This window comes from Microbacterium terricola (assembly GCF_027943945.1).
In the GTDB taxonomy this organism is placed as follows: Bacteria; Actinomycetota; Actinomycetes; order Actinomycetales; family Microbacteriaceae; genus Microbacterium; species Microbacterium terricola.
The window spans coordinates 1,472,319-1,493,870 of the sequence record NZ_AP027141.1 but is presented as its reverse complement, the minus strand read 5'-3'; the positions used below and the strand labels follow the sequence as shown (position 1 = coordinate 1,493,870).

Genomic DNA, 21,552 nt, shown 5'->3' with positions numbered 1-21,552 from the left:
GTCAGCGCTCGATCAGCCCGATCTCCTCGAGTCGCTCGAGGAGTGCCGCGCCGTCCGGGCCCGTCACCCACGGCACGGAGGCTGCGGAGTGGTCGTTGACCGCGGTGCGGCCACCGGCGAGCACGGCCTCAGCGGGGGAGAGGCGACGGATCGCGACGCCCGCCACGTTGGCCGGATGCTCGCTCGTGAAGGTCGTGTACAGCTCGTCGTCGTGCTGCCCGTCATCGCCGAGGAGAAGCCACGTGACGTCGGGGAACTCTGCTGCGAGCCGGCGCAGATTCGTGCTCTTGTGATCCTTGCCGCTGCGGAACCAGCGATCGTGCGTGGGACCCCAGTCGGTGAGGAGCATCGCCCCCGGCGGGAAGAGGTGCCTGCGCAGGAAGCGCAGCAGCGTGGGAGCGACGTTCCATGCGCCCGTCGACAGGTACACCACAGGGGCACCGGCGTGCTCGCGGGCGATCCGCTCGAGGAGGACCGCCATGCCGGCGACGGGCTGTCGGGCGTGCTCGTCCACCACGAACGAGTTCCAGGCCGCGATGAACGGCCGCGGCAGGGCGGTGACCATGACGGTGTCGTCGATGTCGGAGATGATCCCGAAGCGCACGTCAGAGGCGACGACGAAGACCTTCGCCTCGACGCTCTCGCCGCCCTCGACCGACATCGAGATGGACTGCCAGCCCGGCTCGAGGCGCCCGGGAAGCACCGTGTCGACCACGCCGCCGCGATCGGCGACGACCTGGTGGTCGTGCCCGGCGACGGTGACGGTGACCGAGGCGAAGCCGATCGGCACCGACGCGAAACTGCGCCAGCCGCGCACGCTGGCGTATTCGCCGGAGCGACGCTGCTTCACCGGCGGGACGATCAGCACGCGGCCGAGGACCCGCACCCAGTCCTCACCGGCATAGCCGGGGAAGGGCATCACGGTCGGCACCTGACCGCGCGCGCGAGCCCGGCGTTCCCGCCAGGCATGCACGCGGCGTTCGAGACGGGCCAGCCACAGCACCTTGGTGGGCACAGGAGCGGAGGAGCCGGGCATCCTCTCAGTCTCCCACGCCTTGCTCCGTGTTCTCTGCGTCCGGATCGTCGGCACCCTCGAAGTGGCGTCGCTCGACCCGCTCGATGACCTTCTTGGCGATGAAGACCAGCAGGGCGAAGGCGACGAAGACGGCGACGAGGAGGTAGCCCGCCGCGTGCAGCTGGTCGGCGAGCTCGCGATACGTCCCGGCCGCCGCGGCGGCCACGGTGACGTACACGCCCGACCAGAGCACGCACGCCGGGATCGTCCACGCGAGGAACCGGCGGTAGGAGAAGCCGCTCATCCCGACCGTGAGCGGCACGATGGAGTGCAAGACGGGCAGGAAGCGGGACAGGAAGATCGCCGGACCGCCCCGGCGCCGCAGGTACCGCTCTGCGCGCCGCCAGTTCTGCTCGCCGATGCGCCGCCCGAGCGCCGACCGGCGCAGCGCGGGGCCGAGCACCCTGCCCAGCCAGAAGCCGATGCTCTCGCCGACCAGCGCGCCGACGACCACCGCCAGGGCGAGGATCACCCCTTCCGCGAGGGAGGCGACGGCGGTGCCCGCGATGATGACGATGGTGTCACCCGGCACCACGAGTCCGATGAGCACGCTCGTCTCGAGCATCATGGCCGTCGCCGCGAGCACGGTCCTCAGCACCGGGTCGATGCTCTGCACGGCATCGAGCAGCCACGTGAGGAACTCGTTCACGCCATGAGCCTAGGGGGAGCGGGCGGCCCGTAGCCTGGGAGTATGTCCGAGCCGTTCGTCGCCGTGCCGGCCGACGGCTGGATCGATCCGGCGCGCGCGTTCGCCCTGGCGGCCGCGTCGGACGCCGGCGCGTTCTGGCTGGACGCCGGCCCCGATGCGACGACCGGCTGGAGCTGGCTGGGCACGGGGTCCCGGGAGAGCGACTCAGCGCCGGTGCGCGCTGTGCCCTGCGCCGGCGACGGCGACGCCCCCGAGTCCGGTCCCTTCCGATCCGGCCGCGTGGGCTGGTTCGGATACGAGCCGGATGCGGATCTGTGGCTGCGCGTCGACTGGATGCTGTCGTTCGACCATGTCCGCCGACGGGTGTGGCTCCTGGCACCCGCGAGGGCGGCAGCATCCCTGCTCCGCGCTCTCGCGGCGCTCCCGACCGCGCCACGCGAACCAGGCTCCGCGCCCGAGCAGGCCACCGCCGTCGCGCGTCATTCGCCTGAGCGGTACGCGGCGATGGTGCAGGAGTGCCGCGCGGCGATCCGCGCGGGGGACGCCTACCAGCTCTGCCTGACCACGCGGTTCGCGATCGACGGCGGGATCGACCCCGTGGAGACCTACCTGCGGCTCCGCCGGGCGACGCCCGCCCATCACGGCGGTCTGATCGTCGCGGGGGACACGGCCCTGATCAGCGCCAGCCCTGAGCGGTTCCTGCAGGTCGAGTCCGGGATCGTGCGGACGAGCCCCATCAAGGGCACCCGGCCCCGCGGCGTCGACAGCGCCGACGATGCCGCGCAGGTCGAGGATCTCGTCGGCAGCGTCAAGGAGCGGGCCGAGAACGTCATGATCGTCGATCTCATGCGCAACGACCTCTCCCGCGTGTGCGAGCCCGGTTCGGTGGGCGTCGACGCGCTGCTGGCCGTGGAGACATACCCTGCCGTGCACCAGCTGGTCAGCACGGTCTCCGGGCGCCTGCGGCCGGACACCACCGTGGGCGACCTGATCGACGCGACCTTCCCGGCGGGGAGTATGACCGGCGCCCCGAAGATCTCGGCCATGTCGATCGTGCAGGGGCTCGAGGGCGCCCCCCGCGGGGTGTACTCGGGGTGCTTCGGGTGGGTGTCCGACGACGGCGCGCTCGACCTGGCGATGGTGATCCGCTCGATCGTCGCGCACGAGGACGGCGCGTACGTAGGCGCAGGCGGCGGCATCACGTGGCTGTCCGACCCTGCCGCGGAGGTCGACGAGGTGGCGCTCAAGGCGCGGGCGCCGCTCGCCGCCGCGGGCGCCGCGCTTCCCCCCGGCTGGGCAGCGGGCGTCCGGTAACCTGGACGTGCGCCACGTGCGCCTCGGATCTTCAGATTGGTACCCGTTCCCGTGAGCAACACACCCCCCACCGACTCCGCCGTGCCCGGCGAGGGCTTCGACGCGTACGCGATCCAGCAGAAGTGGCAGGCGCGCTGGTCGGAGGCCGACCCGTTCCGCGCAGGCGGCCACGACGACACCCGGCCGCGCAAGTACGTGCTCGGCATGTTCCCGTACCCCTCCGGCGACCTGCACATGGGCCACGCGGAGAGCTACGCCTACGTCGACATCGTGGCCCGCTTCTGGCGGCACCGCGGGTACAACGTGCTCAACCCGATCGGCTGGGACTCGTTCGGCCTCCCCGCGGAGAACGCCGCCATCCAGCGCGGCGCGGATCCGCGTGCGTGGACCTACGCGAACATCGAGCAGCACAAGAAGAGCTTCCGCGAGTACGGCTCGTCCTACGACTGGTCGCGCATCCTGCACACGAGCGACCCGGAGTACTACCACTGGAACCAGTGGCTGTTCCAGCGGCTGTACGAGCGCGACCTGGCGTACCGCAAGGAGAGCCCGGTCAACTGGTGCCCCCACGACCAGACCGTCCTCGCGAACGAGCAGGTCGTCGACGGCCGCTGCGAGCGGTGCGGCACCGAGGTGGTGAAGAAGAAGCTCACCCAGTGGTACTTCAAGATCACCCAGTACGCCGACCGCCTGCTGGACGACCTGAATCAGCTCGAGGGCTTCTGGCCGTCGAAGGTGATCCGCATGCAGCGGAACTGGATCGGCCGCTCGATCGGCGCAGACATCGACTTCACCATCGAAGGCCGCGACGAGAAGGTCACCGTCTTCTCCACGCGCCCCGACACCCTCCACGGTGCGACCTTCTTCGTCGTGGCGCCCGAGAGCGACCTGGCGGCGGAGCTCGCGGCGGGCGCATCGGCGGATGTCCGGATGCGCTTCCAGGACTACCTGGACCGCGTCGGCAAGGAGTCCGAGATCGAGCGTCAGGCCACCGACCGGCCCAAGACCGGCGTGTTCCTGGAGCGGTACGCCGTCAACCCGGTCAACGGCGAGCGACTGCCGGTGTGGGCCGCCGACTACGTCCTGGCCGACTACGGTCACGGGGCCGTCATGGCCGTTCCCGCCCACGACCAGCGCGACCTCGACTTCGCCCGCGCCTTCGACCTGCCGGTCAAGGTCGTCGTCGACACGACCGCGCCGGTCACCGGCTCCATCCCCGTCATCGAGCTCGACGACAACGGCGACCCGATCGATCCAGGGTTCGACGGTTCGACCCTGGCCGACCTCGACCCGGCGGTCACCGGCGTCGCGCTCACCGGCGAGGGGCGTCTGATCAACTCGGGCACCCTGGACGGCCTCAACAAGCGCAACGCCGTCGCGCGCATGATCGAGGAACTCGAGCGTTCCGGCTCCGGCCGCGCCGCGAAGTCGTACCGCCTCCGCGACTGGCTCATCTCGCGTCAGCGCTTCTGGGGCACCCCCATCCCGATGATCCACACGGAGGACGGGCGCATCGTCCCGGTTCCCGGCGACCAGCTGCCGCTCACCCTGCCGGACGTGAAGGGCCTCGACCTCACGCCGAAGGGCACGTCGCCGCTCGGCGGCGCGGCCGAATGGATGCAGACGGTCGACCCGGAGACGGGCGAGGCCGCCCTGCGCGACCCCGACACCATGGACACGTTCGTCGACAGCTCGTGGTACTTCCTCCGCTTCCTGTCGCCGAACGCCACCGACCACGCCTTCCCCGTGGAGGAGGCGCACCGCTGGGCGCCCGTCGACAGCTACATCGGCGGCGTGGAGCACGCGATCCTCCACCTCCTGTACGCGCGGTTCCTGACGAAGGTGCTGTTCGACATGGGCCTGGTCGACTTCACCGAGCCGTTCTCGAGCCTGATCAACCAGGGCATGGTGCTGCTGTCGGGCTCGAAGATGTCCAAGAGCAAGGGCAATCTGGTCGAGTTCGCCGCGAGCATGGTCGACCCCGGTGCGGATGCGGTGCGCGTCGCGATCGCGTTCGCCGGCCCGGTCGAGGACGACATCAACTGGGAGGACGTCTCCACCACCGGCGCGCAGAAGTTCCTCGCGCGGGCGTGGCGCGTCGCCCACGACGTGTCGAGTGCCCCCGACGTCGTCTGGGCCGAGGGCGACACGGCGCTGCGCCGCGTGACGCACCGCCTGCTGGCCGACGCCCCCGGTCTCGTCGAGCAGACGAAGTTCAACGTCGTCGTCGCCCGCCTGATGGAGCTGGTGAACGCCACCCGCAAGGTCATCGACACCGGTGCCGGCCCCGCCGACCCCGCGGTCCGCGAGGCGGCGGAGGCGACGGCGATGATCCTCGACCTGTTCGCCCCGCACACCGCGGAGGAGATGTGGGAGATGCTCGGCTACGAGCCGTTCGTCGGCCTCGCCACATGGCGGCAGGCGGATCCGACCCTCCTCGTGGAGGATTCGGTCACCGCCGTCGTGCAGATCGACGGCAAGGTCCGTGCGACGCTCGAGGTTCCCGCCCGCATCTCGAGTGACGAGCTCGAGGCCGCCGCGCGCGCCGACGAGCGTGTGCTGCGCTCCCTCGGGGACAAGCAGATCGTGCGCGCCATCGTGCGCGCACCGAAGGTGGTCAGCTTCAGCACGCGCTGACGCTCCTCCCCAGCGCGCCGCCGCGGTGACCCGGTCCACGGGTCGCCCGGCGCGCCGACAGGGGCCCGACACGCGCGCCTAGCGTGACGGAGTGACCCCGTCCGAGGAGCCTGTCCGCGCGTCCGCGCGCACGCGGCTCGGCGTGGGAGCGGCGATCGGGGTCGCGATCCTGGCCCTCGCGATCACCGTCGTGATCGGCATCCTCCGCACGGCCACGGCCCCCGTCGAGGCGGTCACCCTCGACGTTCCGGCCAGCGCGGCAGCCCCGTCTCCCTCCGCGCTCTACGTGCACGTCTCGGGGGCGGTCCGCCGGCCAGGGCTGTACGCCCTGTCGCCGGGCGCCCGCGTCGTCGACGCCGTCGCAGCGGCGGGCGGGTTCACCGACGACGCCGCGACGGATGCGGTCAACCTCGCCAGAGTGCTTGCGGACGGCGAGCAGCTGCCGGTGCCGACGCAGGCTGAGGCCGCCGAGGCAGCGGAGCTTCCCCCGTCCGCGGCACCCGGATCAGGACTCGTCGACCTGAACACCGCCGACATCGCCGCGCTGGACACCCTGCCCCGCATCGGCCCGGCGCTCGCGCAGCGCATCGTCGACTGGCGCGAGCAGAACGGCGGGTTCACGAGCGTGGAAGACCTGCTCGCCGTCCCCGGCATCGGCGAGAAGATGCTCGAGTCGCTGCGTGACCTGGTCACGACATGATCCGCCGGCTGCGGCTGCTGCCCGTGGCTCTCGCCGTGTGGGCGGTGGCCGCCCTGGCGACCCTCATGCCGGCGACCGCTGCGCCGCTCGCGCTGGGTCTGTGGGCCAGCGCAGCGGTGCTCGGGGCACTCTGCGTGCGCACACCGCGCCCCGTCGTCCTCGTCGGGCTGTTCGCGTGCGCGCTGGCGGCCACCGCCGCATCCCACGTCGCCCTCGCACAGCCGGATCGCACCGCGGACGCCCTCGGCGAGATCGGGGCAGGACGTGCGATCACCGTGCAGGCGCAGGTGGTCGGGAAGATCGAGCCCCGCGACGGCGAGCGGCTGGCGTTCGATGCGCGGGCCGTCATGCTGAGGGTCGGCGAACGAGAGAGCCCGATCGCCGTGGATGTCGTCATCCAGGTCAGCCGGCACGAAGTGGACGATCCCGGCGCACTCGATGTGGGCGCCATCGTCCGCGCGCACGGCACGGCGTTCGCCGGCTACGCCGGGGATCGCGCGGTGGTCGTGGTCGATGCCGCGCGCGGGGTGGAGGTCGTGGCGCCGCCCACCGGCGTGCCGGCGGCGGCGTCCGCACTGCGCCGCGGGCTGCAGCGCGCCGTCTCCGGACTCTCCGCCCCCGCCGCCGGGCTGGTGCCCGGCCTCGCGGTGGGCGACACCGCGGCTGTCGGCGTGCAGCTCGACGAGGCCATGAAGCGCACCTCGCTGTCGCACCTGACCGCCGTGTCCGGCGCGAACTGCGCACTCGTCGTCGGCATCGCCTTCGCCGCGGCAGCGCTCGCAGGGCTGCGCCGGGGGCTGCGCGCCGCGGCGGCCCTCGCCGCGCTCGCCGGCTTCGTCGTCCTGGTCACCCCTGAGCCGAGCGTCGTCCGTGCGGCGGCGATGGCCTCGATCGCCATGCTCGGCGTGACGCTCGGGCGCCCGGCCGCGGGCACCAGCATCCTCTGCCTCGCCGTCGCCGTGCTCCTGGTCACCGACCCGTGGCTCTCGACCTCGCTCGGCTTCGCGCTGTCCGCCGCGGCCACCGGCGCGCTGCTGCTGTGCGCCCGGCCGCTGGCCGCGGGCCTCGCCCGGTGGATGCGACGGCCCCTCGCGCTCGCGATCGCGGTGCCCCTGAGCGCGCAGCTCGCGTGCGGCCCGCTGCTGGTGCTGATCGCCCCGACGGTGCCCGTGTACGGTGTGCTGGCCAATCTCCTCGCCGCCCCCGCCGCTCCGGTCGCGACCATCGTCGGACTCGCTGCCTGCCTGGCCGGCCCGCTGCCGGTGCTCCAGAGCGGTCTCGCAGCCCTCGCGTGGCTGCCGGCGGCGTGGGTGGCCGGGGTGGCCGAGACCTTCGACGCGCTGCCGGCCGGTCAGCTCGCCTGGGTCGACGGTGCGGTGGGCGCGGTCCTGCTCGCGGCCGTCGGCGCGGCGATCGGGCTGGTGATCGCCGCGCGACGGCGCGGGGGGATGCTGCAGGCCACCGCCGCCGCCGTTCTCGCGGCGAGCCTGGGGGTCGGCGCCGGAACCGCCGCGCTCGGCGGCGTCGCGGGCGGCTGGACGCTGCCGGCCGACTGGACCGTGCTGGCGTGCGACGTCGGCCAGGGCGACGCCGTGCTGCTGAGGAGCGCGGGAGCGACCGCGCTGGTCGACACCGGGCCGGAGCCCGACGCGCTGGCGCAGTGCCTCGCGCGGGCCGGGATCGGGCACCTCGACCTGCTCGTGCTCACGCATTTCGACCTGGACCACATCGGGGGAGTGGACGCGGTCATCGGCCGGGTCTCCCGCGTGCTCCACGGGCCGGTGGACGACGCGGAGGCGGTCGCGCTGATCCGGCGACTGGCGGATGCGGGGGCCACGGCGACGACCGCGGGCGTCGGCCTCAGCGGGACCCTCGGCGGCGCACGGTGGCGGGCTGTGTGGCCGCCATCCGACAGCGCCGTGTACACCGGAGGCAACGACGCGAGCGTCGTCATCGATGTGCGGGGCGGCGGCATCCCCTCGTCGCTCCTCCTCGGCGACCTGTCCGCGGCGCCGCAGCGCGCTCTCGCCCGCTCCGGTGCACTGGCCCCGCCGTACGCGGTGGTGAAGGTCGCGCATCACGGCAGCGCCGACCAGGACCCGGGCCTCTACGACCTGGCCGCCCCGTCCGTCGCACTGGTCACGGTGGGCGTCGACAACGACTACGGCCATCCGCGCGACGAGACCCTGGACGTACTGGAGGCCCTCGGCGCGACGGTCGCGCGGACCGACATCGAGGGGGTGGTGGCCGTCTGGACCGCCGACGACGAGCTCCGCGTATGGCGCGAGCGCGTCGGTGCCGCTGGGTAGGCTGGAGGCATGGCGACCGGCTCCCGCAGAACCCCCGCGGCGCGGGGCGCGTCCGCCGCCCGATCGGCCATCCCGCAGGTGCCCTGGCGTGAGCCGCGGCCCGCACCGGTCGTGCTGATCTCCGGTCCGGAAGAGGTCTGCGCCGAGCGCGCCACCGCCGGCCTGCGGGAGTACCTGCGCGCCGAGGATCCCAGCCTTGAGGTGAGCGATCTGCGCGCAGACGACTACGCCCCCGGATCGCTGCTGGGCGTGTCGTCGCCCTCGCTGTTCGGTGAGCCCCGTCTCGTGCGCGTCAGCGGAGTGGAGAAGTGCTCCGACGCGTTCCTCGCCGAGGCGCTCGGGTACCTCGAACAGCCCCAGGAGGGCGCCACGGTCGTCCTGCGCCACACCGGCGCCAGTGTGCGCGGCAAGAAGCTCCTCGACGCCATCCGCTCGGGGCAGGGCGGCGGCATCGAGATCGCCTGCCCCGCGATCAAGCGCGACTCCGACCGCTACGACTTCGCCGCCGGCGAGTTCACCTCCGCGCGCAAGCGCATCGCTCCTCCCGCACTTCGTGCGCTGGTGTCGGCGTTCAACGACGACCTCACCGAGCTCGCCGCCGCGTGCCAGCAGCTCATCGCCGACGTCGACGGCGACGTGACGGAACAGGTCGTCGGCCGCTACTACGGCGGCCGGGTGGAGACCTCCGCGTTCACCGTCGCCGACACCGCCATCGCCGGCCGCTACGGAGAGTCGCTCATCGCGCTGCGTCACGCGCTGGCCTCGGGGGCCGACCCGGTGCCGCTCGTCGCGGCGATCGCGTCGAAGCTGCGCACCATGGCGCGGGTCGCGGGCAACCGTGAGCCCTCCGGGGCGCTGGCCGCGCGCCTCGGCATGAAGGACTGGCAGGTCGACCGCGCACGCCGCGACCTGTCCGGGTGGACCGAGGCGACCCTCGGGCTCGCGATCCAGGCCGCCGCGCGCGCCGACGCCGAGGTCAAGGGCGCGTCCCGCGACCCGGTCTTCGCGCTCGAACGGCTCGTCACGATCATCGCCACGCGCGCGCCGTTCGCCGCCTGAGGCGGTCGCCGCCGGCGTCGCGCGAGGAGAGCCCGCGTCACCCGCCGAACCTCGCACGCAGAAGAGCCCGCCCCCTCACGGGGACGGGCTCTTCTCACGGTCGATGCGTCAGAGCGCCGAGACCTGCTTCGCGATCGCCGACTTGCGGTTCGCGGCCTGGTTCTCGTGGATGACGCCCTTGCTCACGGCCTTGTCGAGCTTCTTGGACGCGGTCGCGAGGGCCTTCTCGGCAGCAGCCTTGTCACCCGAGGCGATGGCCTCACGGGTGCGGCGCACCTGGGTCTTCAGCTCGCTCTTGACGGCCTTGTTGCGCTCGCGCGCCTTCTCGTTGGTCTTGTTGCGCTTGATCTGCGACTTGATGTTCGCCACGTGTCGACGTCTTTCGTGTAGATGGTTTCGAGTGGAATGCCGCGAAACGGGAGAGGGCCGGCGCGCGGCGAGATCGTGAGGGCAGAACCCACACGCAAGCCAATCACCGAGTCTACCAGGTCCACGGCCGTCCAACCTGCGCGCGTCGTGGCAGGGCGGAGCGCGTCGGATGAGAGATGATCGGATGCGCCACCCCCGAGGCGTCCCCGAGCGAAGGAGCTCCGTCGTGCCCGATCACCCCCCTGTCCCGCCGCTGCGCGGTCTGCGCTGGTCGGCGGCGACCGCCGCGTTCCAGGTCGAGGGAGCGCGCACCGCGGGAGGCCGGGGGCGCTCCATCTGGGACGACTTCGTGGAGACCCCGGGCGCCGTCCGCGACGGGTCCACCGCGGAGCCCGGACCCGACAGCTACCACCGCTACCGGGAGGACGTCGACCTGCTCGCCCGCCTGGGCGTCGACCGGTACCGCTTCTCGATCTCGTGGGTGCGCGTCCAGCCGACAGGCTCTGGTGAGGCGAACCCGGACGGCATCGGCTACTACGACCGCGTCGTCGACGAGCTCCTGGCCGCAGGGGTGACGCCGTTCCCCACGCTCTACCACTGGGACCTGCCGTCGATCATCGAGGAGCGGGGCGGGTGGCTCGACCGGGACACCGCGTACCGCTTCGCCGACTACAGCGCTCTCGTCGCCGATGCCCTCGGCGACCGCGTGACGCACTGGTACACGATCAACGAGCCGGTCTCCACCTCTCTGCAGGGGTACGCGATCGGCGAGCTCGCGCCCGCCAGGCAGCTGCTGTTCGCCTCGCTGCCCACCGTGCACCACCAGCTGCTGGGCCACGGACTCGCGACACGGGTGCTTCGCGGTCGCGGCGCGCAGACGATCGGCATCGTCAACAACCACACCGATGTGCGTGCCGCGTCGCCATCGGCCGATGACCAGACCGCGGCCCATGTGTACGACGTGCTGCACAACCGGATCTTCGCCGAACCGGTGCTGCTCGGGAGCTACCCGGACATCGAGGCGCTCGGGATGCCCCCGATGCCGGTGGAGCCGGGCGACCTCGAGATCATCTCCACCCCGACCGATGTCTACGGTCTCAACTTCTACAACCCGACCACGATCGGCGCCGCCCCGTCGGACAGTCCCGTTCCGTTCGTGCTCGTCCTGACGCCGGATGCTGCGCACACCGGGTTCGGCGTGGAGTGGCCGATCGTGCCGAGCGCCCTCACCGACCTGCTGGTGGACTTCCACGAGCGCTACGGCGAGAGTCTCCCGCCGATCATCGTGGCCGAGAACGGCGCGTCCTTCCCTGAGCCCGACGCCGTCGACGGCGCGATCCAGGATGACGACCGCATCGCCTACCTGCGGGGCCACATCGCCGCTGTCGGCGAGGCCCGTGACCGAGGCGTGCGCATCGACGAGTACACCGTCTGGTCGCTGCTCGACAACTTCGAGTGGGCCGAGGGCTTCACGCAGCGGTTCGGACTCGTGCACGTCGACCACGAGACCGGCAGGCGCACACCCAAGGCGTCGTTCGACTGGTACCGCACACTCATCGAGGAGGCACGATCGTGACAACGACCCAGGGACGCGTGGGGGCGAAATGGTTCGTCCTGTTCACGCTGGCATGGCTGGCGCTGTGGACCGTGCAGCTCACCCCGCTGCAGCTGCTCATCCCGCTCCAGCTCAACACCCCTGACGACGCGGACGGCTGGGTCTCGGGCGTCGTCTCGTCGGGACTGGTCCTCGCCGTCGGCGGTATCGCGGGCGTCATCGCGGGTCCGCTCGCCGGCGGCCTGTCCGACCGCACCCGTGGCGCGTTCGGCCGGCGCCGCCCCTGGGCGCTCGTGGGCGTCGCCCTCGGCACCGTGTCGCTCGTGGCGATCAGCTTCGCGCAGGGGCCGTGGGGCGTCGGGCTCGCCTGGGTCGGCGTCTCCGTCGGCACCGCGGTCGCCTCCGCCGCGTTCACCGCGCTCATCGCCGACCAGCTCACGACGCAGCGCGGCGCAGCATCCGCTGCCGTGTCGTCCTCGCAGGCGCTCGGGATCATCGTCGGCGTGGGCGTGATCGTGCTCCTGGAACTCGGCACCGTCACCGGCTACCTCGTGCTCGCGGGCTTCCTCGCGATCGTCGGTGTCGCTGCGGCGCTCCTGCTGCCCGACCCGCCGGCACCGGCGCAGTCGGCCGTCGCGCGCGAGGCGCGTGCGCTGTCCGCCCGTCTCGCCGCGCTCGGCGACCGCGACTTCGCCTGGATGCTGGGCGGCCGCCTGATCGTCAACATCGGGAACGCACTCGGCACCGGCCTGCTGTTCTTCTTCCTGCTCTACGGGCTGCACCGCGACCCCGTTACCGCGGAGGACGACCTGCTCCTGCTGATCGTCATCTACACGGTGTTCGTGGTGGCCTCATCCATCGTCTCCGGCGCCGTGTCCGACCGCACCGGACGGCGCGTCGGGATCGTGCTGTGGTCGGCGATCGTGCAGGGTGCCGCGGCGCTGTTCATCGCCGCCTTCCCGACGTACGAGTCCACGATGATCGGGGCAGCTCTGCTCGGGGTCGGCTACGGCGCGTACATGTCGGTCGGGCTCGCGCTCGGCACCGACCTGCTGCCGTTCCCGGAGGACCACGCGCGCGATCTGGGCTTCGTCAACGTCTCCGCGAGCCTCGGTCAGCTGCTCGGGCCCCTCATCGGCGCGGGCCTCGTCGCCCTCGTCGGCGGGTTCTCGCTCATGTTCGCGGTCGGCGGTGTGCTCTCGATCGTCGGCGGGCTCATGACGCTCGCGATCCGCACCCGTACGGAGGCGCCGTCAGTCGTCTGAGCGCTCCCGCTCCAGGGTCGCCACTGCCACATCCAGCAGCGCGTTGAAGACGTGCGGTCGCATCGCGGTCACCAGGTGCGTGGTGCGGGGGACGACCACCAGCTCGGCGTGCTTCGCCACGGCCAGGAACAGCTTCTCGTTGACGCGCAGCTGGTCGTACTGGCCGTTGACGAACCACAGCGGCACGTCGATCCGCGCCAGCGCGCTCATCAGGTCGAGCACCGACAGGCTGCGCAGGGCGACATCCTGGGCGTCGTACGCGTACCCGCCTGCGCCGAAGTCCTCCCTGGTCTCGGCCGGGAGCGTGCGCGACAGCACCCGTTCGCTCAGCCACAGGCCGCGGTCGGGGAGCGAGTCGAATCGGCGGGCCAGGAAGCGGTAGGTCGCGAGACCCAGCCCGCGGGGCACCGCCGTGCAGGAGGCGGCGATGAAACCGGCGACGGGCGGCCGGTCCTCCCGGCCGACGTACTCGATCGAGACCAGGCCGCCCATCGAGTGGCTGACCAGCAGCACCGGACCCCGCGTTGCGGCGTCCTGGACGGCCTCGTCGATCGTCGCGAACGCACCGTCGAGGGTGAAGGTCTCGTCCATGCGGGTGCCGTGCCCTGGCAGGTCGACCGCCGTCACCGGGTTGCCGCGCTCCTGCAGGTGCGCGACCTGCGCACGCCACATGGTCGCGGACGTCCTGATGCCGTGCACGAGCACGACCTGGACGACCATGACCCCAGGCTATTGCAGGTTCGGCTCAGCGCACGGCGATCACCTTCACCGCCTTCGATGTCGACCCGCGCTGCGCCTCCGGGTCGGCCGGAACGAAGACCGCGGTGTACGAATGGGTGCCACGCGCGATCACGCTCGGCAGCCGGAGCTTCGCGATGCCCGCGCGGGTCACCGCCGTCGATCCGATCAGCTCGTCGCCCTCGAAGAACTGCACCTCGCCGGCCGGGCGGGTGCGATCGTCCGTGCTCACCACGGCCACGAGGGTTGCCGGGAGCAGTCGGTTGATGTGCAGCGGGGGGACCGCGACGAGCGTCGTCCTCGTCGCCGTGCGCTCGTCCGTCCCCGCCTCCAGGCCGACCAGCACCGGATCGTGATCGCTCGAGCGGTACGGATCTGCCGCGTGGAACAGGGTGCCGTGGTAGTTGTACCGGCTGTACTCGAGCGCGACGACCTCACCGGAGTTGATGTTCCACACATCGCCCCCGGTCGCCCGCTCGCGGGCGGGGCCGCTGAGCAGGATGTGGTCGAGCGAGCCCGAGAGCCCGGAGAACGAGTACGACGAGCTGTCGATGCCGAGCGACTGCTCCGCGTCGACGTATCCGGCGTCGTACAGCAGGCGCAGCGGGTCCTCCTGGCCGTACGAGTTGAAGTCGCCGGCCAGCACCACCGAGTCGACGTCTCCCCGGATGCCGGCGACCCAGTCGCGCAGCGCGGTCGCCTGGCGCACGCGCGACTCGTTCGACAGGCTCTGCCCGTCGCCGGCATCGCGGTCGCCGGGCCACGGCCCCGCGGATCCCTTCGACTTGAAGTGGTTCACCACGAACAGGAACCGCTCCCCGCCGTCGGCGGGCCGGAACACCTGGGCGAGCGGCTCGCGCGCGTTGCCGAACGCCTGGTCGGCGCCGGACTGGGTGCCCAGCGCCCGCGAGGGTCCGGAGCGGGTCACCTCGTCCGGCTGATAGATGATCGCGCTCGTGATCACGTCCTGTTCGGACGCGGCAGGCAGCTCCGGCGAGGAGGGCACGTAGGCCCACGTGTCCTCGCCGGCGGCCGCGTTGAGTGCGGCGACCAGAGTGGCGGTGGCCTCATCCGGCTCCTCGCCGAGCCTGGCCGAGTTCTCGATCTCCATCAGCCCGATCACCGAGGCGTCGAGGGCGTTGATCGCCGACACGATCTTCTCCTGCTGTCGCGCGAGATCCTCCGGGTCCCAGGCCCCGCGCTGATCGCAGCCCTCGTCGACGGTCACCCCGTCGCCCGTGCGGTCGACGAACGGCTCGCAGGCGGGGTTGGCCGCACCCAGCGTCGTGAAGTAGTTCAGCACGTTGAACGAAGCCACGGACACGTCGCCGCCGACGTCCTCCGGCGCGGCGGTGCGCACGGGGGAGAAGGTCACCGGGTCGTCGCCCGAACCGTCGCCCACCACCTGGCTGGTCGGGGTGAACTTCCATGCGCTGTTGCGCCAGTCGAGGATGAGCGGCGCGTCGAAGGCGACCGACGCGCCCACGACGACCGGCTCGATCTGCGAGACGTAGGCGGGCGTCTGGCTGGACGCGGCGGCGGTCAGGAAGTCGGTCGACGACCCGTCGTCGAGGGCGACGGCCCTCGCGGCGTTGTCGGCCGCGATCGCCGCAGCGTCGGCCGAGCCGGGGAGTGCACGGTCGGTCGGCTGGTGGAGCGGCTCGTCGCCGAAGGCGAGGCCGACCTCGCCGAAGCGGTTGGTCGAGAAGGTGTTCGTCACGGTGTACGCGCCCGCCGGCTGGATGAGCATCGACTCGAAGACCTCGCGCGCGTCCTGGGTCGCCGGCCACGAGACCGCCGTCGGCACGACGGGCGCCGCCGGCTCCGTGAGGACCGTCAGATCGTCGGCCGCGGCGACGGTGAGCTCCGTGAGTCCGAAGTACTCGCTCACCTCGCCGACGACCTCGACGTGGTCGCCGATCTCCACCGCGCCCACCGTGCTCCGCGAGAACACGAACAGCGCATCGGAGGCGGTCCGGGCGGACGGATCGCCGCCGCCGGTGCCGGGCGTCTGGACCACATAGCCGTTGAGGCCGCCGGTGGGGTAGCTCGCGGTGACGACGCCCCTGGTGACCACGCGGTTCCCGGCGAGCGGAGACGCTGCCCCCGTGCCCTGGATCTCGGCGATCGTTGCCTCGACAGGGTCGGGATCCGGCTCGGGGTCGGTCCCGCCGCCCGCCTGGGGCGTCGGTGCGCCGGCCGTGAAGTCGGCGGCGTTGTCCGCGGTGTTGGCGTGCGCCGCGCTCCGCGCCACCGACAGCGCGTTCGACGCGCCGAGCGCGGGGCCGGCGCCGGCGTAGTCGTTCGCCGTCGTGCCGTATCCGACGAAGTCCACCACCGCGGCGACCGCGCTGCAGTCCGCTCCGCATCCGGCGAGTGCCGTCGCCGTCGCCGTCAGCGCGACCTTGCCCGCGGCGGCGCCCATGAGCGTGGTCCCGCTGACGTCCGGCTCGATCGGCGATCCCGAGGCCCCCGCGACGCCCTGCCCCACGAGGAGGTGTCCGCCCGGCTCGATCCCCGTCCCCGCCGGCAGCGTCGTGACCTGCCAGCTCGTCCCCGCCGCGGATGCGTACTGGATCGCCCACCCGGACAGGTCCACGACCTGCGCGCCCGGGTTGTAGAGCTCGACGAAGTCGCGGTCGACCGGCGCACCGGAGTTCCCGCCACCGCCGTAGACCTCGTCGATCACGACGGGGGCCGTGACGCTGGGGGCAGCGGTCGCGGCCTGTCCTGCGGCCGATCCGGCGAGGACGAGCGCGGCGACCGCAACGGTGGCTGCGAGGGCGCGGGGGGAGGGGGAATGATGGCTCACGAGCGGGGGCTCCTTCACTTCGGCGCCGACGGTGCGGCGGACTGATGATCCGTTCCCCAGTTGTGCTCCCCGCATCCACCCTGCCTATCCGTCCGGCCGCTGGCAAGGGTCTGGGGGAAACCGCATCCATCCCCCCGTAGAATCGTCGGGACATGTCACCGCGCGCCCTGAAGCCTCTCGAGCCGTCCGCCACCCCTCCTGAGCTGATCCGCAACTTCTGCATCATCGCCCACATCGACCACGGCAAGTCCACGCTGGCCGATCGGATGCTGCAGATCACCGGCGTGGTCTCCGACCGCGATATGCGGGCCCAGTACCTGGACCGCATGGACATCGAGCGCGAGCGCGGCATCACGATCAAGTCGCAGGCCGTGCGGATGCCGTGGTCGACACCCGAGGGCACGTTCGCCCTGAACATGATCGACACCCCCGGTCACGTCGACTTCACCTACGAGGTGAGCCGCTCCCTCGCCGCCTGCGAGGGCGCGATCCTGCTCGTGGACGCCGCACAGGGCATCGAGGCGCAGACCCTCGCCAACCTGTACCTCGCGCTGGAGAACGATCTGCAGATCATCCCGGTGCTCAACAAGATCGACCTCCCCGCGGCCGACCCCGAGAAGTACGCCAAGGAACTGGCCGGACTCATCGGCGGGAAGCCGGAGGACGTGCTGCGCGTCAGCGGCAAGACCGGCATGGGCGTGGAGGAGCTCCTCGATCACGTCGTCAGCCAGATCCCTGCGCCGAAGGGCGACCCCGACGCGCCGTCGCGCGCGATGATCTTCGACTCGGTCTACGACGCGTACCGCGGCGTCATCACCTACGTGCGCATGATCGACGGGGCGCTGAAGCCGCGCGAGCGCATCCAGATGATGTCGACCAGGGCGACCCACGAGCTGCTCGAGATCGGCGTCTCGTCGCCGGAGCCGAACCCGACCAAGGGACTCGGCGTCGGCGAGGTCGGCTACCTGATCACCGGCGTGAAGGACGTGCGCCAGTCGAAGGTCGGCGACACGGTGACCAACGCCGCCAAGCCGTCCGATCGCGCGCTCCCCGGATACACCGACCCGAAGCCGATGGTCTTCTCCGGTCTGTACCCGATCGACGGCAGCGACTACCCCGTCCTGCGCGAGGCGCTCGACAAGCTCAAGCTCTCCGACGCGTCGCTCAACTACGAGCCGGAGACCTCGGTGGCGCTCGGCTTCGGGTTCCGCTGCGGGTTCCTCGGACTGCTCCACCTCGAGATCGTCACCGAGCGCCTCGAGCGCGAGTTCGGCCTCGACCTCATCTCGACCGCCCCGTCGGTCACGTACGAAGTGGTCACCGACGACAAGAAGTCCTTCACGGTCACGAACCCGAGCGAGTTCCCCTCCGGCACCAAGATCGCCAGCGTGACCGAGCCGATGGTCAAGGCGGCGATCCTCGCCCCGAAGGACTACGTGGGCACGATCATGGAGCTGTGCCAGTCGCGCCGCGGCACGCTCCTCGGCATGGAGTACCTGGGCGAGGACCGCGTCGAGATCCGGTACAGCATGCCGCTCGGCGAGATCGTCTTCGACTTCTTCGACCACCTCAAGTCGAAGACCGCCGGGTACGCCTCGCTCGACTACGAGCCGAGCGGCGACCAGGAGGCCGACCTGGTCAAGGTCGACATCCTCCTCCAGGGCGAGCCGGTGGATGCGTTCAGCGCCATCGTGCACCGCGAGAAGGCCTACGCGTACGGCGTCCTGATGACCGAGCGGCTGAAGAAGCTGATCCCGCGGCAGCAGTTCGAGGTGCCGATCCAGGCGGCGATCGGCGCCCGCATCATCGCGCGCGAGTCGATCCGCGCGATGCGCAAGGACGTGCTCGCCAAGTGCTACGGCGGCGACATCTCGCGCAAGCGGAAGCTCCTGGAGAAGCAGAAGGAGGGCAAGAAGCGGATGAAGATGGTCGGCCGCGTCGAGGTCCCCCAGGAGGCGTTCATCGCCGCGCTCTCCGGCGATGTCGAGACCAAGGACAAGAAGTAGGCTGGCAGCCATGCGTCGCGGCACCTTCACAGACGACACGGTCGACTACGCCGCCGTCGGAGCAACCCAGGCGCCCGACCTCATGCAGTATCCGCCGGAGCGCAGCATCCCCGCGCAGGAGTCCTGGCGGATCGGCAGCGGCGAGTCGCGGTTCCACTCGGCCGGCGAGGCCCTGCTCTCGTGGGCGGCACTGCGGGGAGCCGGCCTCACGCTCGGCGAGATCCGGCCCGCGGCCGGCCCGATGTACTCCGGCGTCAGCTTCGACGCCGAGGGAAACCCGGTCGCTCCGAGCCGCAACGAGGCCGACCAGCGGTTCGACTCGGACGGCACGCCGTACGTCGCCGCAGGCACCACGGTCCGCGTGTCCGGGCGGGTCGCCGGGATGCGGGCCGACGGCGAGCTGCGCGTGATCTTCGCGGTCGAGGAGGGCAGGCGGATCGGCTTCGCACTCGGCACGGTGGGCGGTTCCGTGGTGTCCGGCGAGGAGTCGTTCATGCTCGAATGGCGCGACAACGACGAGGTCTGGTTCACCGTCCGCGCCTTCGACGCCCCGGCCGCATGGACGTACCGGCTCGTGAAATCGCTGATCCGCCGTCGCCGCCGCGAGCTGTTCCAGCGCTATCTGCGCGCGATCTCGCCGCTGTACGCGACGCCCGCGTGAGGCCCTGATGGGCGCGGCGCTACCAGACGGCGAGCCGGCCCCCGCGGACGGCGCGCTGCCCGACGACATCGCGGTGCCGGCCGATGCCCCGTTCTCGGTCTACCTCCACGTGCCGTTCTGCCGCGTCCGGTGCGGCTACTGCGACTTCAACACCTACACCGCGACCGAGCTCCGGGGCGCCCGCCAGGACGCGTACGCCGACACGCTCCTGCAGGAGGTGGAGCTGGCCGCCGCGGTCCTGGCCGACGCCGGCCCACTCCGGCCCGCGGGCACGGTCTTCTTCGGCGGCGGCACCCCGACGCTCCTGCCCGCGGGGGACCTGGGCAGGATGCTGGCGGGCGTGCGCGGCACATTCGGGCTCGCGGACGACGCGGAGATCACCGTCGAGGCGAACCCCGACACCGTGACCGACGCGGTCGTGGCCGAACTCGCCGCGGCCGGGGTGACCCGCATGTCGATCGGGATGCAGTCGGCCGTGCCGCACGTGCTCGCCGCGCTCGACCGCACCCACGACCCGGACAACGTCGCCACCGCGGTGTCGGCCGCGCGGTCCGCGGGTCTCGACGTGAGCGTCGACCTCATCTACGGCGCGCCGGGGGAGTCGCTGGAGGACTGGCGCCGCAGCCTCGAGACGGCGGTGTCGCTCGTCCCCGATCACATCTCCGCCTATGCGCTCATCATCGAGGAGGGCACGAAGCTCGCCCGTCAGATCAGCCGGGGCGAGGTGCCCGCACCCGACGACGACCTCCAGGCCGACATGTACGAGCTCGCGGACGAGCTGCTGGGCGCCGCCGGCTTCGACTGGTACGAGGTGTCCAACTGGGCCAGGGACGACACGCACCGCTCCCGACACAACCTGGCCTACTGGCAGGGCGCCGACTGGTGGGGGTTCGGTCCTGGGGCGCACAGCCACATCCAGGGCCTCCGGTTCTGGAACGTCAAGCACCCCGCCGCCTACGCGCAGCGGCTCGCCGCGGGCCAGTCGCCCGCTGCGGCACGGGAACGACCGGATGCGGCGTCGCGCCGGCTCGAGGATGTGCTGCTGCGCTCGCGCATCCGCGACGGCCTGGAGATCGCCGCCGTCGCGCCCGATCGCCGCAGCGCGGTGGCCGGCCTGATCGCCGACGGACTGATCGACGCGGCCGCCGCCTTCGCCGGGCGCGTCGTGCTCACCCTGCGGGGACGTCTGCTCGCGGACGCCGTCGTCAGGGCACTCACCGAGTGAGGTTCCCCCACCCATCCGGCGGCATCCAGTAGAATTGGCACTCAGGTAACGGGAGTGCCAGCAGCGGGAGGAGGCGTCATGGTCACCGAACGCGGTCTGCAGGTGCTGCGAGCGATCGTGCAGGACTACGTCGACACCCGCGAGCCGGTGGGCAGCAAGTCGATCGTCGACCGCCACGCCTTCGGCGTCTCGGCCGCGACGATCCGCAACGACATGGCCGCCCTCGAGGACGAAGAGCTCATCGCCGCACCCCACACGTCGTCTGGTCGCGTGCCCACCGACAAGGGCTACCGCGTGTTCGTCGACCACCTGGCGCAGCTGCGTCCGCTCAGCCCCGCTCAGCGGGCCGCGATCTCGTCGTTCCTCGAGCGTCCGGGCGACCTCGACGACGTGCTGGTGCGCACCGTGCGGGCGCTCACCCAGCTCACCGGCCAGGTGGCGATCGTGCAGTACCCGTCGTTCGCGCGCGCGCACGTCTCGCACGTCGAGCTGGTGCAGCTGGGCGGCGGACGGATGCTGGTGGTCCTGGTCACCGACACGGGGCGGGTTTCGCAGCGCATCGCCTTCGTGCGCGTGGAGTTCGACGACGACGCCCTCGCCCGCGTGCGCGCGGGCATCGCCGGACTGATTGTCGGCAAGTCGGTGCGCGAGGGCGCCCAGCTGGTGCTGGAGCACCTCGCCGTGGTCGCGACGCAGCCGACCGAGGAGGACACCGCGATCGCGGCGATCGCCGCGGTCGTCGCAGAGGAGCTCGAGGATTTCCGCCAGGATCGCCTCGTGATGGCCGGCGCCGCCAACCTGGCCAGGCGCGAGGCCGACTTCCGCGGCAGCATCTACCCGCTGCTCGAGGCCATCGAGGAGCAGGTCACCGTCCTGCGGCTGATGAGCGAGATGACCGCGGACGAGCAGGGTCTCGCTGCGAGCATCGGCCGCGAGAACGAGGCGTTCGGACTCTCGGAGGCCTCCTTCGTGGCGAGCGACTACGACGCGACCGGGTCGCGGGCCCGCGTGGGCGTCATGGGCCCGACCCGGATGGACTATCCCACCAATCTCGCGGCGGTCAGAGCCGTCGCGCGCTATCTCACCCGGATGCTCGAAGACGACGACGCCGCGCGCTGAGCGCGGTGTCACCGCATCCGTGATCGGACGACCCAGCGCACAGCGCTGGCAGGAAGGCG

General features: G+C 71.8%; 16 protein-coding genes. 11 read left to right on the top strand and 5 right to left on the bottom strand.

Annotation, left to right across the window (positions count from 1 at the left end; genetic code table 11):
• Position 1: 1 nt before the first annotated feature.
• Both Microterr_RS06990 and Microterr_RS06985 read right to left on the bottom strand, forming a co-directional pair.
• Positions 2-1,036, bottom strand: coding sequence for an App1 family protein phosphatidate phosphatase (locus tag Microterr_RS06990; protein WP_263798692.1), 1,035 nt, complete (start codon positions 1,034-1,036; stop codon positions 2-4).
• Positions 1,037-1,040: 4 nt separating this feature from the next.
• Positions 1,041-1,724 (bottom strand): DedA family protein, encoded by a 684-nt coding sequence (locus Microterr_RS06985; RefSeq protein ID WP_263798693.1) that lies wholly within the window; start codon positions 1,722-1,724, stop codon positions 1,041-1,043.
• Between the two features lie 42 nt (positions 1,725-1,766).
• Here Microterr_RS06985 and pabB point away from each other — a divergent pair, with 42 nt between their 5' ends.
• The 5 genes from pabB to holA all read left to right on the top strand — a co-directional run bounded on the left by pabB (position 1,767) and on the right by holA (position 9,743).
• Positions 1,767-3,038, top strand: coding sequence for an aminodeoxychorismate synthase component I (gene pabB / locus Microterr_RS06980; RefSeq protein WP_263798694.1), 1,272 nt, complete (start codon positions 1,767-1,769; stop codon positions 3,036-3,038).
• Positions 3,039-3,089: 51 nt separating this feature from the next.
• On the top strand, positions 3,090-5,675 hold the full coding sequence (gene leuS / locus Microterr_RS06975; protein WP_263798695.1) for a leucine--tRNA ligase: 2,586 nt from the start codon (positions 3,090-3,092) through the stop codon (positions 5,673-5,675).
• A 91-nt stretch (positions 5,676-5,766) separates the two neighbouring features.
• Positions 5,767-6,375 (top strand): ComEA family DNA-binding protein, encoded by a 609-nt coding sequence (locus Microterr_RS06970; protein WP_263798696.1) that lies wholly within the window; start codon positions 5,767-5,769, stop codon positions 6,373-6,375.
• A complete protein-coding gene (locus Microterr_RS06965; protein ID WP_263798697.1) occupies positions 6,372-8,684 on the top strand; it encodes a ComEC/Rec2 family competence protein in 2,313 nt (770 codons plus the stop codon). The genes Microterr_RS06970 and Microterr_RS06965 overlap by 4 nt, the downstream gene beginning before the upstream one ends.
• Before the next feature lie 9 nt (positions 8,685-8,693).
• Entirely contained in the window at positions 8,694-9,743 is a 1,050-nt protein-coding gene (holA, locus tag Microterr_RS06960; RefSeq protein WP_263798699.1) for a DNA polymerase III subunit delta, read from the top strand.
• A gap of 108 nt (positions 9,744-9,851) precedes the next feature.
• Here the strand turns inward: holA and rpsT are convergent, their stop codons facing one another.
• Complete coding sequence (gene rpsT / locus Microterr_RS06955) at positions 9,852-10,112, bottom strand: 30S ribosomal protein S20 (RefSeq protein WP_263798700.1); 261 nt, start codon at positions 10,110-10,112, stop codon at positions 9,852-9,854.
• Positions 10,113-10,338: 226 nt separating this feature from the next.
• Here rpsT and Microterr_RS06950 point away from each other — a divergent pair, with 226 nt between their 5' ends.
• Together Microterr_RS06950 and Microterr_RS06945 are read left to right on the top strand one after the other, a co-directional pair.
• Positions 10,339-11,688 carry a GH1 family beta-glucosidase gene (locus tag Microterr_RS06950; protein ID WP_263798702.1) on the top strand — a complete coding sequence of 450 codons (1,350 nt, stop codon included), beginning with the start codon at positions 10,339-10,341 and terminating at the stop codon, positions 11,686-11,688.
• On the top strand, positions 11,685-12,932 hold the full coding sequence (locus Microterr_RS06945) for an MFS transporter (RefSeq protein WP_263798704.1): 1,248 nt from the start codon (positions 11,685-11,687) through the stop codon (positions 12,930-12,932). The genes Microterr_RS06950 and Microterr_RS06945 overlap by 4 nt, the downstream gene beginning before the upstream one ends.
• On the opposite strand, the gene Microterr_RS06940 is transcribed toward Microterr_RS06945, so the two are convergent.
• Together Microterr_RS06940 and Microterr_RS06935 are read right to left on the bottom strand one after the other, a co-directional pair.
• Positions 12,921-13,652, bottom strand: a complete 732-nt coding sequence (locus Microterr_RS06940; RefSeq protein ID WP_263798705.1) for an alpha/beta fold hydrolase — start codon at positions 13,650-13,652, stop codon at positions 12,921-12,923. The two genes, Microterr_RS06945 and Microterr_RS06940, sit on opposite strands and share 12 nt — an antisense overlap.
• A gap of 25 nt (positions 13,653-13,677) precedes the next feature.
• Complete coding sequence (locus tag Microterr_RS06935; RefSeq protein ID WP_263798706.1) at positions 13,678-16,482, bottom strand: ExeM/NucH family extracellular endonuclease; 2,805 nt, start codon at positions 16,480-16,482, stop codon at positions 13,678-13,680.
• Between the two features lie 152 nt (positions 16,483-16,634).
• Between Microterr_RS06935 and lepA the strand changes: the two genes are divergently transcribed.
• The 4 genes from lepA (at position 16,635) to hrcA (ending at position 21,493) form a co-directional block, all read left to right on the top strand.
• Positions 16,635-18,488, top strand: a complete 1,854-nt coding sequence (gene lepA / locus Microterr_RS06930; protein ID WP_263798708.1) for a translation elongation factor 4 — start codon at positions 16,635-16,637, stop codon at positions 18,486-18,488.
• A gap of 10 nt (positions 18,489-18,498) precedes the next feature.
• On the top strand, positions 18,499-19,149 hold the full coding sequence (locus Microterr_RS06925) for a DUF1990 domain-containing protein (RefSeq protein WP_263798711.1): 651 nt from the start codon (positions 18,499-18,501) through the stop codon (positions 19,147-19,149).
• Between the two features lie 7 nt (positions 19,150-19,156).
• On the top strand, positions 19,157-20,374 hold the full coding sequence (gene hemW / locus Microterr_RS06920; protein ID WP_263798712.1) for a radical SAM family heme chaperone HemW: 1,218 nt from the start codon (positions 19,157-19,159) through the stop codon (positions 20,372-20,374).
• Positions 20,375-20,452: 78 nt separating this feature from the next.
• Positions 20,453-21,493 carry a heat-inducible transcriptional repressor HrcA gene (hrcA, locus tag Microterr_RS06915; RefSeq protein ID WP_263798713.1) on the top strand — a complete coding sequence of 347 codons (1,041 nt, stop codon included), beginning with the start codon at positions 20,453-20,455 and terminating at the stop codon, positions 21,491-21,493.
• Positions 21,494-21,552: the final 59 nt, after the last annotated feature.

Bases quoted from the DNA above. Each gene is read 5' to 3' on its own strand.
- Microterr_RS06990 (WP_263798692.1), bottom strand. From the start codon at position 1,036: ATGCCCGGCTCCTCCGCTCCTGTGCCCACCAAGGTGCTGTGGCTGGCC.
- pabB (WP_263798694.1), top strand. From the start codon at position 1,767: ATGTCCGAGCCGTTCGTCGCCGTGCCGGCCGACGGCTGGATCGATCCG.
- Microterr_RS06965 (WP_263798697.1), top strand. From the start codon at position 6,372: ATGATCCGCCGGCTGCGGCTGCTGCCCGTGGCTCTCGCCGTGTGGGCG.
- holA (WP_263798699.1), top strand. From the start codon at position 8,694: ATGGCGACCGGCTCCCGCAGAACCCCCGCGGCGCGGGGCGCGTCCGCC.
- Microterr_RS06940 (WP_263798705.1), bottom strand. From the start codon at position 13,652: ATGGTCGTCCAGGTCGTGCTCGTGCACGGCATCAGGACGTCCGCGACC.
- lepA (WP_263798708.1), top strand. From the start codon at position 16,635: ATGTCACCGCGCGCCCTGAAGCCTCTCGAGCCGTCCGCCACCCCTCCT.
- Microterr_RS06925 (WP_263798711.1), top strand. From the start codon at position 18,499: ATGCGTCGCGGCACCTTCACAGACGACACGGTCGACTACGCCGCCGTC.
- hemW (WP_263798712.1), top strand. From the start codon at position 19,157: ATGGGCGCGGCGCTACCAGACGGCGAGCCGGCCCCCGCGGACGGCGCG.
- hrcA (WP_263798713.1), top strand. From the start codon at position 20,453: ATGGTCACCGAACGCGGTCTGCAGGTGCTGCGAGCGATCGTGCAGGAC.